Annotated in this window: 13 protein-coding genes; 10 read left to right on the top strand and 3 right to left on the bottom strand. The window is 56.5% G+C overall.

Features of this window, described 5'->3' with window-relative positions; translation table 11 throughout:
* The first annotated feature begins 16 nt into the window (after nucleotides 1-16).
* The 4 genes from can to IBX51_RS06475 all read left to right on the top strand — a co-directional run bounded on the left by can (nucleotide 17) and on the right by IBX51_RS06475 (nucleotide 3,534).
* Nucleotides 17-694, top strand: a complete 678-nt coding sequence (gene can, locus IBX51_RS06490) for a carbonate dehydratase (RefSeq protein ID WP_291829940.1) — start codon at nucleotides 17-19, stop codon at nucleotides 692-694.
* A 124-nt stretch (nucleotides 695-818) separates the two neighbouring features.
* The gene (locus tag IBX51_RS06485; protein WP_291829937.1) at nucleotides 819-992 is read left to right on the top strand and encodes a hypothetical protein; all 174 of its coding nucleotides are present in this window, start codon (nucleotides 819-821) and stop codon (nucleotides 990-992) included.
* 147 nt (nucleotides 993-1,139) lie between these two features.
* Complete coding sequence (locus IBX51_RS06480; protein ID WP_291829935.1) at nucleotides 1,140-2,225, top strand: class I SAM-dependent methyltransferase; 1,086 nt, start codon at nucleotides 1,140-1,142, stop codon at nucleotides 2,223-2,225.
* Between the two features lie 166 nt (nucleotides 2,226-2,391).
* Nucleotides 2,392-3,534 carry a methyltransferase gene (locus IBX51_RS06475; RefSeq protein ID WP_291829932.1) on the top strand — a complete coding sequence of 381 codons (1,143 nt, stop codon included), beginning with the start codon at nucleotides 2,392-2,394 and terminating at the stop codon, nucleotides 3,532-3,534.
* Nucleotides 3,535-3,547: 13 nt separating this feature from the next.
* On the opposite strand, the gene IBX51_RS06470 is transcribed toward IBX51_RS06475, so the two are convergent.
* Entirely contained in the window at nucleotides 3,548-4,171 is a 624-nt protein-coding gene (locus IBX51_RS06470) for a riboflavin synthase subunit alpha (protein WP_291829931.1), read from the bottom strand.
* 156 nt (nucleotides 4,172-4,327) lie between these two features.
* Here IBX51_RS06470 and IBX51_RS06465 point away from each other — a divergent pair, with 156 nt between their 5' ends.
* From IBX51_RS06465 to IBX51_RS06445, 5 genes are all read left to right on the top strand, one after another.
* Nucleotides 4,328-5,224, top strand: a complete 897-nt coding sequence (locus IBX51_RS06465) for a hypothetical protein (RefSeq protein ID WP_291829929.1) — start codon at nucleotides 4,328-4,330, stop codon at nucleotides 5,222-5,224.
* 60 nt (nucleotides 5,225-5,284) lie between these two features.
* A complete protein-coding gene (locus tag IBX51_RS06460) occupies nucleotides 5,285-5,962 on the top strand; it encodes a TetR/AcrR family transcriptional regulator (RefSeq protein WP_291829927.1) in 678 nt (225 codons plus the stop codon).
* A 93-nt stretch (nucleotides 5,963-6,055) separates the two neighbouring features.
* Entirely contained in the window at nucleotides 6,056-6,520 is a 465-nt protein-coding gene (locus IBX51_RS06455) for a L,D-transpeptidase (protein ID WP_291829962.1), read from the top strand.
* A 23-nt stretch (nucleotides 6,521-6,543) separates the two neighbouring features.
* Nucleotides 6,544-7,737: a mechanosensitive ion channel family protein gene (locus IBX51_RS06450; RefSeq protein WP_291829925.1), complete on the top strand. Its 1,194-nt coding sequence runs from the start codon at nucleotides 6,544-6,546 to the stop codon at nucleotides 7,735-7,737.
* A complete protein-coding gene (locus tag IBX51_RS06445; RefSeq protein WP_291829922.1) occupies nucleotides 7,721-8,509 on the top strand; it encodes an S-methyl-5'-thioinosine phosphorylase in 789 nt (262 codons plus the stop codon). Before IBX51_RS06450 ends, IBX51_RS06445 begins: the two co-directional genes overlap by 17 nt.
* Here the strand turns inward: IBX51_RS06445 and IBX51_RS06440 are convergent.
* Both IBX51_RS06440 and mfd read right to left on the bottom strand, forming a co-directional pair.
* On the bottom strand, nucleotides 8,484-9,242 hold the full coding sequence (locus IBX51_RS06440; RefSeq protein ID WP_291829920.1) for a CsiV family protein: 759 nt from the start codon (nucleotides 9,240-9,242) through the stop codon (nucleotides 8,484-8,486). The two genes, IBX51_RS06445 and IBX51_RS06440, sit on opposite strands and share 26 nt — an antisense overlap.
* A 63-nt stretch (nucleotides 9,243-9,305) precedes the next feature.
* A complete protein-coding gene (gene mfd, locus IBX51_RS06435) occupies nucleotides 9,306-12,839 on the bottom strand; it encodes a transcription-repair coupling factor (RefSeq protein ID WP_291829918.1) in 3,534 nt (1,177 codons plus the stop codon).
* Between the two features lie 128 nt (nucleotides 12,840-12,967).
* Here mfd and IBX51_RS06430 point away from each other — a divergent pair, with 128 nt between their 5' ends.
* On the top strand, nucleotides 12,968-14,479 hold the full coding sequence (locus IBX51_RS06430; protein ID WP_291829915.1) for a glyceraldehyde-3-phosphate dehydrogenase: 1,512 nt from the start codon (nucleotides 12,968-12,970) through the stop codon (nucleotides 14,477-14,479).
* Nucleotides 14,480-14,485 lie beyond the last annotated feature (6 nt).

Below are 14,485 nucleotides of genomic sequence, written 5' to 3'. Positions count from 1 at the left end.
GCGGGGAGTCGCGCGAATGCCACACTTACAACATCTTCTTGAAAAAAATAGGGCCTGGGCGGACGGAATCAAATCCGGTGATCCCCAGTTTTTCGATCGGCTGAAGAATCAGCAAGCTCCGGAATACCTCTGGATAGGCTGTGCCGACAGTCGGGTACCGGCAAATCAGATTGTAAACTTGGTTCCCGGAGAGCTCTTTGTGCACCGCAACGTCGCTAATGTGGTGGTGCACACCGACTTTAACTGCCTGTCGGTCTTGCAGTTTGCGGTGGATGTCTTGAAGGTCAAGCACATCATGGTTGTCGGCCACTACGGTTGCGGCGGCGTAAGAGCCGCTCTGCTGAATGAAGGCTTTGGTTTGATTTCAAATTGGTTGCGGCACGTCCAGGATGTGCGAGATCGGCATCAGGCGGTACTGGATGCCCTGCCAACGGCAGAAGACCGGATCGATCGCTTATGCGAACTGAATGTGCTGGAGCAGGTAAGCCATGTCTGCCAGAACAGTATCCTTCAGGAAGCCTGGCGTCGAGGTCAGCAGATCACTGTGCACGGGTTTGTGTACGATGTGGCTGATGGCCTGCTGCGGGATATGGGTCTTGCGATTACCAACGCAGATGAACGCGAGAGCGTTCGCGAAAAAAACCTGGCGGCTCTCATTGAGCGTCCGGTTCGTTCGGGGCGTCAAAAAACCTGACCCCGGAAATGTCAAAATAGGTCAAAAATTCGTGACGAGCGTCACTTGTTGACCTTTGGCGTCATCACAGTTGGTCACCTCCGGGTCTGATACAGTTGCAACTGTAGCAACGATGGGGGTGACCATGAAAGAACTGATGCAAAAGGCGCTGAGCGCAATCGAAGCCCGCAGGAATGCCGGCGCTACCATGGAAAACACCAGGCCGGACAGTAAGCCGAGACAAGCTCGCCCACAGGAAGATTGGGGTATGTCGCCGGAAGACGCGTTGCGTGTCGGCACAGTTGCCCGTTACAAGTAATTGCCCCGTCTGTTGCTAGTGACGGCACCGCCGCCGTCAACTGGTTAATCTTTATTTTGCTCCGGCCCTGAATTGCCGCCATAGCAGACTCAGGGCCTGTTTCCGGTTAGCATAGCCCGCTTTACCATCGCTAACGGGCTTGCTTCCATGTCTGCACTGACCAACACCCACGACGTCCTCGTTCGCAACCTTGAGCTTCTGCAAGGGCAGGTTGCATTGCTTGGCGTGTCTGATCCCGCTGTCTTGTCACGGTGTGCCACTCCAGGGCTGGCGATGAGTGAGCATGCCGGTGTGTTTGGCACGCTGGCTCAGGTCCCCGGATGGCATGCCTGTTACGGCTACGATGCCGGCGCATCAGAGGCCGCACGTTACGATACGGTCGTAGTGTTTCTTCCCAAAGCTCGAGCCGAACTGACTTTGCGCCTGGCAATGGCTCGATATCTGGGTCGCGCCGGGGCCAGGCTGGTTATGATTGGTGAAAAAAAAGAAGGCATAGCGGGTGCCACTAAGCAGTTTCAGGCAATCGCCGCCGATGCGAGCAAGGTCGATAGTGCCAGGCACTGTCAGGTCTGGGTTGGCAATAACCAGCATCCACTGACGGCGTTTGCGGTGGATGACTGGGTGGGCTGGAGTCAGATTGCCTGCGCTGGCGTCGAGTTATCCGTGGCGGGAATGCCGGGCGTGTTCAGTGAGGGTTCGCTGGACGAAGGCACCCGGTTGTTGCTGGAGACGCTCGCTGAAAAGCCGTTGAAGGCTGCCCGTGTTCTGGACTTTGCCTGTGGAGCGGGTGTGATCGGTGCCTGGCTGCATGCGTTCAGATCGGATTCAGCCGGCGCGGAGCTGATGGTGGACGGTGTAGACGTGCAGGCTCAGGCGGTCCTGTGCGCAGAGGCAACCTATATTAAAGCCGGCGTTAAAGGGCGTATTTACGCCTCCGATGGTATTGCCGGCCTGGCAGGGAAGTGGCAAGCGGTTGTGAGCAACCCTCCGTTCCACAGCGGTGTTAAAACCGATACCTCGATGACCGAGCAATTTCTGAGAGACGTGGCCCGGCATCTGGAGCCGGGTGGTGAACTGCGCCTTGTGGCAAACAGCTTTCTGCCCTACGAGGGAGAGATTTTGAGGCAGATTGGCCCGGTCGAGAAGTTAGCGCAAGATCGCCGGTTTACCGTCTACCGGGCTTTTCGTCGCGGTGGTGCCGGTGTATTACCCATAAAAAAGCCCCTGGGGTAAGGGGCAAAAGGTAATGTCCGGAAAAATACCGGTTATCCGGGTATGAAGAGCCGGATAACGTGACCGGAAAGGTGTTCAGAGTGAACAAATACAATTTAGGGCTATTTTCTAGAGTAAACAGCCTAAAAAACGTTATTTTCATCGATATCGAAACAGAGTGCCTAAAATGACAACCGCTACGCTTGCGCGCTCAGCCGGTGAGATTGTCCTCTCCAGGCCCGGCGTTGAACGTGATGCGCTCCGGGCCTGGGATGCGGCAGACGAACTCTTGTTGGACGAAGCGCAGCGTTGGCTGGATCAGCACCACGGTCGGCGGCGGGTGCTTGTGGTGGATGACCAGTTTGGTGCCCTCACGCTGGGGCTTTCTGGTTGTGCGCCGTGTTCCGTGGCAGACAGCGCAGTGCTTGCCGGTGCTCTCAAAACCAATGCTGCATTGAACCCCGATCTTCCGGCACCTTCGCTGCCGTTAAGCTGGCTGAACCCGCCGGTCGGCCCGTTTGATCTTGTGGTCATGCGCATTCCCCGACAGGCGGAATACCTTGGGTGGCTGCTACATTGGGTGAATGGCGTTCTGGCCGAGGATGGGTGTTTACTCGCTGGCGGTATGATCAAACACTTGCCGGACCGGAGTGTGGATGTGTTTGCCGGAGCGGTTATCACCGAGTCTGTGCGGCCGGCCCGTAAAAAAGCGCGGATTTTAGTGTGTCGGCGGGGCGCTGCGCAGCTGGCGGACTGGCAAGGTGCCTGGAAAGGATATGGTTTGCCCGGGCTGCCGGCAACGGTCGAGGCCATGCCTGCCGTGTTTGCCCGAGACAAACTGGATATCGGTACCCGGGAGTTGCTGCCCCTGATTGCGCCAGCCGTCGCAACGCTACCGGTCGGATCAAGAGTGCTCGATCTGGCTTGTGGTAACGGTGTTCTGGGGCTGGCGGCCCTGGCGTGTCGAGACAATATCTGCGTGGACTTCAGCGATGTTTCCAGCCAGGCCGTGGCCAGCGTGCGGCGTAACCTGAACCGCTGTGGCTGGGATGCCCGGGCTACAACGTTTCACAGCGATGGCATTGATGCTGGTGCCGGTCAATACCCGCTGATTTTGCTGAACCCACCGTTCCACGAAGGCGGGGTTGTTGGCGATCACATCGCCTTGCGTCTGTTTCGGGGCGTTACCCGGCATCTGGAGCCTAATGGTCGATTGTTGATGGTAGGCAACCGACACCTGGGTTATCACCGAACGCTCAAACGCTATTTTCGACGGGTTTCGCAGCAGGGTTCCAGCCCGCGCTTTGTCGTCTTCGAGGCCGGCCTTTAAGGGGTCGGTTTTGTCAGCTCCTGAGGGAGGACGGGCGATCGTAGCCCAGTCTGGCCAGGGTATCCACAATGGTTTGGGTCTGGCTGTCAACCTCGATGTTCACATCCTGGCCCTCTTCAACCGTGTCGAAAGTTGTCGCGCGCAAGGTTTCTGGAATCAGGTGAACGTTAAACCGGTTGTCCTGAACGTCTCCGATGGTCAAGCTGGCGCCGTTAATGGCGATGTAGCCTTTGGCAAATACGTATCGGCTCCACTCGGCAGGGATCTCAAACCACAAGGTTACATTATTCTCCGGCCGGATAATCTCAACAATCCGCGCAGTGGTGTGAATGTGGCCGCTGAGCAGGTGCCCGCCGATCTCATCGCCAATGCGTGCCGCCCGCTCAAAATTCACGGCGTCACCCGGCGACAGTCCACCCAGCGTGGTCAGTCGCAAGGTTTCTTGCATGGCGTCAAAATAGAGGCGGGCTCCGTCCTGGCGGGTAACCGTGAGGCAAGTGCCGTTGATGGCGACCGATGCACCTATGGTCACGCCCTCAACCTTGCTGGCCGGAAAGTCGATCACGAGGGTGCTCAGGCCCGGAGCTGCAACGATCTCGGTCACTTTTGCGATACCCTGAACAATGCCCGTAAACATAACCGTTCTCCTGAACCCTGAATGATCGGGCAAGGATACCGGTGCCCGGTGCTGTTGCCAAGAAAGACTGACAGTGATGCGTCGGCAAATCGGACATTCAAGATATCGGCTAAAAGGCCGATACTGGGTATAGCAATCGCCGACATAGGTAGCCCGATGGCTGAGCAATCTGCATCAGAAAAAACTGACGACGCCACGTCTTCCGGCGCTGTATTGAGGCCTGGCCGCGCGGCCGATCCGATACCGGCTTCGCCTCAATCTGCGCTGAATGCAGCCCAGCGAACGGAGGCCTTGCAAACCATGGAAGGGTTCGAGCCTGCGGATGAAGCCGCCGAGGCAGGGCAGGCAGCATCAGCCGGTCAGAGCAGCGGCGACGAATCCAGCCCGCAGACAAACGGCGATATCGAGCAAGCGCTGGCAGACTCAAAACAGCGTAAGCTCAGGTTGATGTTGCGCCAGTGTGACCGGGTGCTGCTTATGGATTTCGAGCTATTGGCGATGTCTGACTGGCCTGATAACTACCAGATGGCAGCAGCACGGCGTAGCCGCGATCTCTGGGTGTTCAGTGCATTGGTGGCGGCCTCCATATTCCTCAGTGGGCTGACGGGTTTTATTCCTGCCTGGATCGCCGGAGGTGGGTTTGGTGCTTTTGTGATTATTCTGCTGTTGGGCGTTCCTTTTATCCGGCACATCTACACCGCCAAGCCCTCGTATCTTGATCTGGTGGTCAAAAGGCAGCGTTTGCTTAAAGATGCCCGCAAACACATCGAGCACCTGGAGGGTAAAGAAGGGCTGATCTGGCAGTGTGCACGCATGGTGGAATACAACCCGGTCCTGAGGCACACGCGGTTCAGTGATTTGCTCAGGTTGAGCGAGCAGCGCGGGCTGGCCCGAAGCCTGACTCGCCGGGAGTATGTGAGGTTGTACCTGATTTACCTGCTGGAGGCAGAAAAAGCATACAGTCGTGTGCAGCAGGCGTTTTTTGAAGGTAACCAGGCTGCCATCGACAACGGTTGGCAATCGGTGGCCGCAGTGCCGGTGGAGCGTACTTGACATAACCGCGCTTCAAACGTATGTTTCAAACAGACGTTTGCTAGAGGCACGGAAAATAACATGGCGCAGTCTGATACCGTTGATCGCATTCTCGACGCTGCTGAGGAGCTGTTTGCTGAGCGGGGGTTCTCCGAAACATCTCTTCGGATGATTACCAGTAAGGCTAAAGTAAATCTGGCGGCTGTCAATTACCATTTCGGGTCGAAAAACGCTTTGATTCACGCTGTGTTTGCACGGTTTCTCTCGCCTTTTTCAGCCACACTCGAAACCGCCTTTGATGACCTGGAAGAGCGCTGTGGTGGCAATCCTCCCACGTTGAACCAGACTCTGTGGGCGCTTACCGAAAGCGCCGTGCGTATGCCGCAGCGTAATGACCGCGGAATCTCTATCTTCATGCGGTTGCTGGGTTTGGCCTATACCCAGTCTCAGGGCCATCTGAGGAAGTTCCTTGAGCAGGAATACAGTCAGCCATTCGGGCGTTTTATGCGATTGCTTAAAGAAGCTACGCCGGAACTGTCCTCGGTTGACCGATACTGGCGTATTCAGTTCATGCTGGGGGCGACCGCCTTTACCATGTCCAGCAGCGATGCGCTTCGGGATATCCTGCAGAACAAGACCGGTGTAGAAACTTCCGTTCAGGAAATCGCCGCACGACTCGTGCCCTTCCTGGCCGCCGGCATGCAGGCTCCGGATAAATTGTTAACGCCTCCACCCGAGAGCAAAGTCTCTGTTGCCTGACCTTCCCCGCCTCGGGTAGGCTTTCCTCTGATTTTAATTGGAGGGAGCCCGCCCCCTGTGAACACCCAGTCCAGAAACGCTGCACGCGTAGAGATCTCCATTGCAGATCAGTCTTTGGTGCTGCTCGCCCCCGGCGATGACGAGCTGGCCCGGTACAAGGTCTCAACTGCGCTCAACGGACCGGGTCAGCAGGATGCGAGCGGTTGCACACCCATTGGTGAACATTATATCCGGGCCATGATTGGTGCCGGGTTACCGCTGAATACGGTATTCAGGGCACGCCGACCTACCGGGGAGCTGTATACTCCCGAGCTCGCCTCGGCGCAGCCGGACAGAGACTGGATTCTGTCCCGCATTCTCTGGTTGTGCGGGGCAGAGCGCGGGCGCAACCGTGGTCCGGGTGTCGATACGTTTCGCCGGTTTATCTACATTCACGGTACTCCGGACACCGAGCCGATGGGTGTTGCTCGTTCCCACGGTTGTATTCGAATGCGCAACGACGATGTTGCGGATCTTTTCGACCGGGTTGCCGCAGGTACCCGGGTCACCATTAATTAAGCAGGGCTGTTCAGAGGCATAGGATGATTGGAGAAACCTTGGGCATTTTGAATAGCTGGATTAAAGATTTCGGAATGCTGTCCGAAGGCTGGCGCGCTGCCATTCTGATTTTCATACTCGTGTTCGGAACCGCCGTCGCGGCCTTTATTGCGTCCCGGGTGATCGGTGTTCTGGAGCAAAAATTCAACGCGACCCGAAATCTCTGGGACGATGCGTTATTGCATGCCGCCCGCAGGCCGGTTGTGGCGTTCATCTGGCTACAAGGTGTTTATTGGGCGGCAGAGGTGGCTTATCACTTCTCTGAGGCGGAAGTCTTCACGGCCAACAGCACCCTGTTGCAAATTGGTTTCGTCTGGGTGCTGGTCTGGGCGATGTTGCGCATGATCAAAGAGATCGAGAGAATCCTGGTGTCTCCGGTCAAGATGCGCAAGCCGATGGACTACACCACGGTGAACGCGATCAGCAAGTTGCTGCGAGCGGTGGTCATCATCACCGCAGTCCTTACGGCACTGCAAACGCTCGGCTTCAGTATTTCCGGTGTACTGGCCTTTGGTGGTATGGGTGGCATTGCGGTCGGTTTTGCGGCAAAAGATCTGCTGGCAAACTTTTTTGGTGGCTTCATTATACATCTGGACCGTCCGTTCAAGGTTGGCGACTGGGTTAGGTCGCCGGACCGGAACATAGAAGGTACGGTCGAGCAGATTGGCTGGCGACTGACCACCATTCGTACCTTTGACAAGCGGCCTCTCTATGTACCGAACGCGGCGTTTACCACCATCGCGGTAGAAAACCCGTCCCGGATGACCAACCGCCGTATCTTTGAGAACATCGGTATTCGTTATGCGGACGTCCATTCCATGAAGAAGATCGTGGATGAGATTCGAGACATGCTAAAGAATCACGATGACATTGCGGCTGACGAAACCCTGATTGTGAACTTTCTGGCGTTTAACGCATCCTCTCTCGACATCATGGTTTATGCCTTTACCAAGACGACCCAGTGGGTTCTGTTCCACCAAGTCAAAGAAGATGTACTGCTCAGGATCAGCGATATCATCGAAAGTCATGGCGCCGAAGTGGCCTTCCCGACCCGAACCTTGCACTTGCCGGATGGCTTGAAGGTTAACGGTGCCGGCCGCGAGGGCAGCGCGACCGAGGAAAGCCAGAATCAAAGTGCAGACACTCAAGCGGAGACAGTTAATGACAGCAATCGCTGACGACCGGCCAGTAGGCATTATCGGGGGCACCGGGTTAACCAGCCTTAGTGACCTGAATATTGTGGGCGAAGAGCAGGTGACGACCGTTTGGGGGGCGCCTTCATCTGGCCTTGTGCGTGGCAGGCTAGGGCAGCAGGCGGTTATTTTTCTGGCGCGTCATGGCAATCCTCATCGTATTCCGCCTCATCAGGTTAACTACCGGGCAAACCTTCAGGCACTTTACGATGCCGGGGTAAGAACGGTGGTCGGTGTTAACGCAGTTGGTGGGATTCACCACCAGATGGGGCCTGCTCATGTGGTGATTCCGGATCAGTTGATTGATTACACCTGGGGCCGGGCCAGTACTTTTTTTGAGGGTGATCTGGAGCAGGTGACCCACATTGATTTTACCTGGCCCTATGACCAGGATGGCCGCCAGCTGCTCATCAATGCGGCGACAAGTGCTGGTGTGTCGTTCTCGGATTTTGGTGTGTATGGAGCAACTCAGGGGCCTCGGCTTGAAACGGCGGCGGAGATCCGCCGTATGGAGCGGGATGGCTGCGATATCGTAGGGATGACAGGAATGCCTGAAGCCGTTCTGGCGGCAGAGCTCGGTATGCGTTACGTCAGTCTTGGGCTGGTGGTAAACTGGGCGGCTGGTAAGTCCGACCACATCATTACCATGGCAGAGATTGAGGCGGCCATTGAGCAGGGGATGTCTGGAGTTAAACAGATCCTTGAGCGTTCAATGGCCGGCCTTGGTCAGCTTAGTCAGTTGCCTCAATCCTCTTGAAGAACACCAGCACGCCAATGGTGGGGGAATCGATAAAATGGATTTCTTCACTGCGCATCCGGCGTGTTTCCCGAATCCAGGTTGCCAGTTTCAGAGGGGCCAAAGCTGGCCTTTCTGATACTTCCAGCAGACCTTCGGTGGCCTGGTCTGAGGCACGCTGAGAGATCGGTGCTTGCTCGTTGTTTGGCTCATCGGGATCTTGTGATGGCTGTTCAAGTACACGGGCAGCCCTCAGGCCGTCTTCATCAATCACCCAGTGGTTCAGATGAACGCCAACATGAAGGAAGCGTTGGCGATCAACCACAATGTGTCCTTCTACCGCACGCTGACCGGCTTCCGTTAGCCAGTCGCCAACGGCCACTTGCAGGGGTTCGCCGTCGTAATCCGGTGGGAATGCCTCATACCAGCCGGTTGCGGCCAGTAGGCGGTAGTTTCCGCTGCGCTCAAGCCTGGCCGCGGCCTGGTTCAGGTGCAGTTCGCTGCGAGGCACCAGCTTGAGGTCGCTACGGTGGCTGCCGCCTTCCTGGCTGACCCACAGCGCTTTATCCACCTGCACAGAGGGTTCCACGTGTTTTCCCGACATCTGTTCTTCTATGCCGGCTGGGTCGACCAGGCGCTCCAGAATGACGAATTCCGCCCGGTAGTAATCCTGAGGGATGCTTTCAGACTGGCTCTGTGCCATCAATGTTGCGGGAGCCAATGTGAGGGCCGTGGCCAGAACGGCTCCGGCCATAACGTGCCTTGAACAGAGAGGTTGGGCTTGCAAGAGTGTTACTCCACCTGAATCGTTGTTGGCTCACGACGCTTTGGCTGGCCTGCTTTTGGGCGCCAGTTCACTGAGCGTGGTTGCGATGGCGTCGAGTTTACCACCGGTTGAGTCATCATTCAGCCGGAAGCGAAAGCTGTTGGCACCTTCCAGTCGATAGGTGTCTGGTGCGGATTGCACTTTTTTAACCAGGGTCAGTGGGTCTACTGGTGTTGAGGCGCCAAACTCCAGTCGCACCCATTCCTTGCCGGCATCGATTTTTACAATGCCCAGAGCTTCTGCCCTCAGTCTTAGCTGGGTTTGGCGGATCAGGTTTTTGGCGGGCTCCGGTAATAATCCGAAGCGATCGATCATCTCAACCTGAAGTTCTTTTAATGCCTCTTCGTCTTTCACGCTGGCGATGCGCTTGTACAGCATCAGACGGTTGTGAACGTCTGGCAGATAATCATCGGGGATCAGCGCAGGGATGCGCAAATTGATTTCAGTGCCATGGCTGAGGGGCAGTTCCGCGTTTGGCGTGCGGCCCTCGCGAATGGCTTTGACGGCCTCATCCAGCAACTGCATGTACAGGGTAAAGCCGATGCTCTCGATCTGGCCGCTCTGCTCGTCCCCCAGCAGTTCGCCGGCGCCTCGAATTTCGAGATCGTGGGTTGCCAGCATAAAGCCGGCACCCAGATCCTGGGCCTCGGAAATGGCATCCAGTCGTTTTTTTGCATCCGTGGAAATACTTTTGGGTGGTGGCGTCAACAAGTAGGCGTATGCCTGGTGATGCGAGCGGCCAACCCGGCCACGGAGTTGGTGCAGCTGGGCCAGACCAAACTTGTCGGCACGCTCAATAATAATGGTGTTGGCGCTGGGCACGTCAATGCCGGTTTCGATGATGGTGGTGCACACCAGTACGTTAAACCGTTTGTGGTAGAAGTCCGACATGATCTGCTCAAGCTGGCGCTCGCGCATCTGACCATGGGCGACACCCACCCGGGCTTCTGGAATCAGGCGGCGCAGGTCTTCGGCGGTTTTCTCAATGGTGGACACGTCGTTGTGCAGAAAATACACCTGGCCACCACGAAGTATTTCCCGCAGAACGGCTTCTTTTACCATGGCTTCTTCGCGCTGGCGCACAAAGGTTTTTACCGATAACCGGCGGGCCGGTGGTGTGGCAATGATCGACAGATCCCGTAAGTGGCCCATGGCCATGTTCAGGGTTCGGGGGATGGGGGTGGCGGTCAGGTTAAGCATGTCCACCTCGGCCCTTAGCGATTTCAGCTTTTCTTTTTGCTGCACGCCGAACCGGTGTTCCTCATCGATGATCACCAGGCCCAGATTTTTGAACTTCACGTCGCCTTGCAGGAGTTTATGGGTGCCAATCACGATGTCGGCCTGGCCTTCTTCGATGGCTGTCATCGCTTTACTGGTCTGTGCGCCGCTGCGAAAGCGGCTGAGCAGTTCGATGGACACCGGGGTGTCTGAGAAACGGTCCCGGAAGGATTCGTAATGTTGCTGGGCCAGAAGCGTGGTTGGCACCAGTACAGCTACCTGCTTGCCGGACCAGGTGGCTAGGAAGGCGGCGCGCATGGCGACTTCGGTTTTGCCGAAGCCGACATCGCCACACACCAGACGGTCCATGGGCTGCTCGCTGGTCATGTCTTCAAACACCGACTGAATGGCCAGCTGCTGGTCCGGGGTTTCCTCAAACGGGAAGCCGGCGGCAAAGGCGCGGTAGGCTTCCTTCGGATCTTCAAACTGAAAGCCTTTGCGGGCTTCCCGTCGGGCGTATACATCCAGCAGCTCTGCTGCGGTATCGCGGATTTTTTCCAGAGCTTTCTGCTTGGCGGTGCTCCAGCGATCAGTGCCCAGTTTATGCAGTGGCGCATGCTCTTCATCGGTGCCGGCGTAACGGGAAATCAGGTGCAGGTTGGATACCGGTACATAGAGTTTGGCGCCGTCAGCGTATTCCAGAGTCAGGAACTCATTGGATTCTCCGCCAGCACTGATGGTCTCAAGGCCCTTGTAGCGGCCAACGCCGTGGTCAATGTGGACTACGGGCGAGCCAATGCGGAGTTCAGATAAGTCTCGGTAGCCGGCGTCATCGGTTTCGGTGGGCTTGTCACGGCGCCGGCGCTGCAATACCCGTTCGCCGAACAGCGCTGTTTCAGTGATCAGGGCGAGCTGCTGCCCGGGCAGCACCATGCCTTGTTCCATGGGTGCGATGGTGATGGCCAGTGCAGTCTTCTGGTTGCCCAGGAATTCTTGCCAGCTGCCCACGGTGGCCAACTTGAGGTTGTGATCACGCAGGCTCTCAATCAGAGCCTCACGTCGCCCGGAAGATTCGGCGCAGATCAGCACCCGGCCCGGAAACTCCTTGATAAAACGCTTCAGTCGCCCGGCCGGGTCTGCGGCCCGGCCATCCATGGCGACGTCTGGTAATGCGTCTGCGCCGCAATTGGCGGTGCCGGCACCCTCCATCAGCTGTGTCGTGCAGGTGACCCGTGGGTAGCGTTTGAGCTGACCAAATACATCGTCCTGTTGAAGAAACAGTTCTCCCGGCGGCAGGATAGGGCGAAGCCGGTCATACCTGCGGTCCTCGTGGCGACTGCGGGTTTCTGCATCGAAGGCGGTCACAGCATCGTTCAGGCCATCTGCGGTAAAGACCAGAGTTGTTGGTGGCAGGTAATCGAACAAGGTTGCTGTGTCATCAAAAAACAGCGGCAGATAGTATTCGATACCCGGCGGGGTAATGCCATTACTGACGTCCTGATACACCGGCGAGCTCTTGTCTGCGTGAGGGAAATACTCAAACCAGCGGTTCCGAAAGCCGGAGCGGGCTTCCTTGTGCCAGGGGAACTCATGGGCAGGCAGCAGTTCAATCTGTTCGATGCGGTCGATTGAGCGCTGGGTCTCTGGGTCAAATGTTCGCAGGGTTTCGATCTCATCATCGAACAGGTCAATCCGGTAGGGCAGGTTAGAGCCCATCGGATAGATGTCCAGGATGGCGCCACGAACGGCATATTCACCATGTTCATAAACGTTTTCGGAGTGGCGATAACCGGCGGCTTCCAACTGCATGCGCCAGCTGTCGATGTTCAGAGTCTGCCCGGTTTTCAGGAGCAGAGTGTTGCCCTGTAAATAGCTGGGTGGCGCCAGCCGGTGCATCAGGGTGCGCGCCGGGACCACCAGAATGCTGTGCTGGGTTGAGGGCAAGCGGTGCAGCGTGCGTATGCGCCTTGATGTGATGTCCTGGTGGGGCGAAAACAGATCGTAGGGTAGAGTTTCCCAGTCTGGCAGCGATAGCAGTTCCAGCCCGTCTTCCGCGACTGTCGTGCCGTCTTCTTCAGGTGGAAGGTTCAGGAAAAAGCGGATGGCCTGTTCAAGACGGATGGCATTGTCGGTGCTGCGGGTAACAACCAGCGTCAGCCCTTTGTGATGCCTGGCACTTTCACAAATGGCCAGGGCGTCACTGCAGCCATGAAGCTGGCCCCATTTGCGGTGATCTGCGCTGCGTTCCGGGGCGGCCGGGGCAATCAGTGAGGTCGGTGAGGTTGCACGGGCTGAACCTTGAGTCATGAGCTGACAATTCTCCTGAGTGGGCGCATCTTGAGCAGGGCGGCGCTATTCTAGCGTTCGGGGGTTTCGGTGTCATGGCCGGGGCAGACAAATCGCTATTTGCCGTGAGGCGTCTTAAGTTGGATAATATGCGCCACCCATTTTTCCCAGTGCCATACGAGGTTTCAACCGTGAGTCACGAACAGATCAACCAGCACCTGTCCAACTGGACTGACAGAGAATCCACCGCAGAGGCGATGATTCCGCTGATCGGCCGTCTCTACCGCAAAAACAACCTTGTTACGTCCGTGTATGGTCGTGCGATCATCAACCAATCCGTGATTGATATCATTCGCGCTCATCGCTTTGTGCGTCAGGTTGAGAATAATGAGCTGTCGGTTCACGACACCCTGCCAATTCTGCAGGCGATGGACAGCATGGAGTTGGGTCGCGCCCACGTCGATATCGGTAAACTGGCGGTTAAATTCAAGGAAGAGGGCGGCGACCTGGTCGAATTCCTCAAGCGTGAAATCGGACCGGTGGTTGGCCAGTATGCTACCCAGTCCGAACAGAACGCCCAGAATGAAACCAAAGATGTGGTTCTGTACGGTTTTGGTCGCATCGGTCGCCTGCTGGCCCGGATTCTGATCGAAAAGGCCGGCGGTGGTAATAACCTGCGTTTGCGTGCCATTGTGGTTCGCCAGGGCGGTGCCGAGAACGACCTTGAAAAGCGCGCCAGCTTGCTGCGTCGTGACTCTATTCACGGTCCCTTCGATGGCTCCATCACCGTGGATGAAGAAAATTCTGCCCTGATCGCTAACGGCAACTTTATCAAAGTGATCTACTCCGACGGCCCGGACAAAGTGGATTACACCGCCTACGACATCCACAATGCCATCGTGATCGATAACACCGGTATCTGGCGTGATGAGGCCGGTCTTGGTCTGCACCTGAAATCCAAAGGCGTGAGCCGCGTCATGCTGACAGCTCCGGGCAAGGGTGACATCAAGAACATTGTGTACGGCATCAATAACGACTGGATCACAGACGAAGACAAGATCTTGTCTGCGGCTTCCTGTACCACCAATGCCATTACACCGGTGCTGAAAGCCATCAACGACGAGTACGGTATTGAAGACGGCCACGTTGAAACGGTTCATTCTTATACCAACGACCAGAACCTGATCGATAACTACCACAAGGGCAGTCGTCGTGGCCGTAGTGCGGCGCTGAACATGGTTATCACCGAAACCGGTGCTGCCAAAGCGGTTGCCAAGGCGCTGCCTGAGCTAAAAGGCAAGCTGAGCGGCAACGCTATCCGCGTTCCTACCCCGAACGTATCGATGGCCATTCTGAACCTGAACCTGAAGTCTGACGTGGATGTCGAGAAGGTTAATGATTACCTGCGCGAGATGGCGCTGCATTCCGAGCTACAGAAGCAGATTGATTTTGTAAACTCCCCGGAAGTCGTCTCTACCGACTTTGTAGGTTCTCGTCATGCTGGCATCGTTGATGCTCAGGCTACCATTGCCAATGGCAAGCGCCTGATCCTTTATGTGTGGTACGACAACGAGTTTGGTTACAGCGCACAGGTTATCCGCTGCGTTAACCAAATGGCTGGCGTGGATTACCCGATTTTCCCGAAACGCGCGCGCGATTAAGGTCGT

Source organism: Marinobacter sp. (genome assembly GCF_014859525.1).
In the GTDB taxonomy this organism is placed as follows: domain Bacteria; phylum Pseudomonadota; class Gammaproteobacteria; order Pseudomonadales; family Oleiphilaceae; genus Marinobacter.
Note: the sequence above shows the minus strand (reverse complement) of the source record. Positions and strands in the feature narration are given on the sequence as shown.

Bases quoted from the DNA above. Each gene is read 5' to 3' on its own strand.
- IBX51_RS06475 (WP_291829932.1), top strand. From the start codon at position 2,392: ATGACAACCGCTACGCTTGCGCGCTCAGCCGGTGAGATTGTCCTCTCC.
- can (WP_291829940.1), top strand. From the start codon at position 17: ATGCCACACTTACAACATCTTCTTGAAAAAAATAGGGCCTGGGCGGAC.
- IBX51_RS06445 (WP_291829922.1), top strand. From the start codon at position 7,721: ATGACAGCAATCGCTGACGACCGGCCAGTAGGCATTATCGGGGGCACC.
- IBX51_RS06430 (WP_291829915.1), top strand. From the start codon at position 12,968: ATGCGCCACCCATTTTTCCCAGTGCCATACGAGGTTTCAACCGTGAGT.
- IBX51_RS06480 (WP_291829935.1), top strand. From the start codon at position 1,140: ATGTCTGCACTGACCAACACCCACGACGTCCTCGTTCGCAACCTTGAG.
- IBX51_RS06460 (WP_291829927.1), top strand. From the start codon at position 5,285: ATGGCGCAGTCTGATACCGTTGATCGCATTCTCGACGCTGCTGAGGAG.
- IBX51_RS06485 (WP_291829937.1), top strand. From the start codon at position 819: ATGAAAGAACTGATGCAAAAGGCGCTGAGCGCAATCGAAGCCCGCAGG.
- IBX51_RS06440 (WP_291829920.1), bottom strand. From the start codon at position 9,242: ATGGCCGGAGCCGTTCTGGCCACGGCCCTCACATTGGCTCCCGCAACA.
- IBX51_RS06470 (WP_291829931.1), bottom strand. From the start codon at position 4,171: ATGTTTACGGGCATTGTTCAGGGTATCGCAAAAGTGACCGAGATCGTT.
- IBX51_RS06450 (WP_291829925.1), top strand. From the start codon at position 6,544: ATGATTGGAGAAACCTTGGGCATTTTGAATAGCTGGATTAAAGATTTC.
- IBX51_RS06465 (WP_291829929.1), top strand. From the start codon at position 4,328: ATGGCTGAGCAATCTGCATCAGAAAAAACTGACGACGCCACGTCTTCC.
- mfd (WP_291829918.1), bottom strand. From the start codon at position 12,839: ATGACTCAAGGTTCAGCCCGTGCAACCTCACCGACCTCACTGATTGCC.